1 protein-coding gene is annotated in these 564 nt (G+C 48.4%); it reads left to right on the top strand.

Annotated elements, in window-relative coordinates; genetic code table 11:
• Positions 1-564: cadherin-like domain-containing protein (locus MSG34_RS24120; protein ID WP_248339614.1), on the top strand; the 564-nt coding region annotated here is incomplete at both ends.

The raw sequence follows: 564 nt of genomic DNA, 5'->3' as shown, positions 1-564 counted from the left end.
AAACATCGACGTAAGCGTAACTGCCGTTGATGATGCGCCAGTGTCTGGTGACCTAGCGTACTCAATCGACGAAGACGGTTCGATTCGTCTAAGCCAAGAGCAACTTTTATCACAAGCATCAGATGTTGAAGGCGACGACCTAACAGCTAGCGACCTTACGGTTGGTGGAGATGCGACGGTTGTAGCTAATGATGACGGCAGCTTCACCATCACGCCAGATGAGAACTTCAATGGTGACATCGATATCAGCTTCGATATCTCAGATGGTACCAATACGGTTCAAGCATCAGCTGACCTAACCGTTAACCCAGTTAATGACCTGCCAGTCCCTCAAGATCAACAATTCAGCGTTGAAGAAGACGGCACGCTCCTCTTTACTGATGCAGACCTGTTAACCGGTGCTACAGACATTGAAGGCGATAACCTAACGGTTGAAGGTGTGACCTACGATGGTGGCGACGGTATCTTGACCGATAACGGTAATGGTACGTACACCTTTGCTCCGAATGAAAACTTCAATGGCGACGTAAACTTCGGCTTTGATGTGTCAGATGGTACCGATAC

The sequence above is a fragment of the Vibrio sp. 1CM2L genome, assembly GCF_023161695.1.
GTDB lineage: Bacteria > Pseudomonadota > Gammaproteobacteria > Enterobacterales > Vibrionaceae > Vibrio > Vibrio coralliirubri.
The sequence above is the reverse complement of the archived record's forward strand: the minus strand, read 5'-3'. Positions and strand labels throughout refer to the sequence as shown.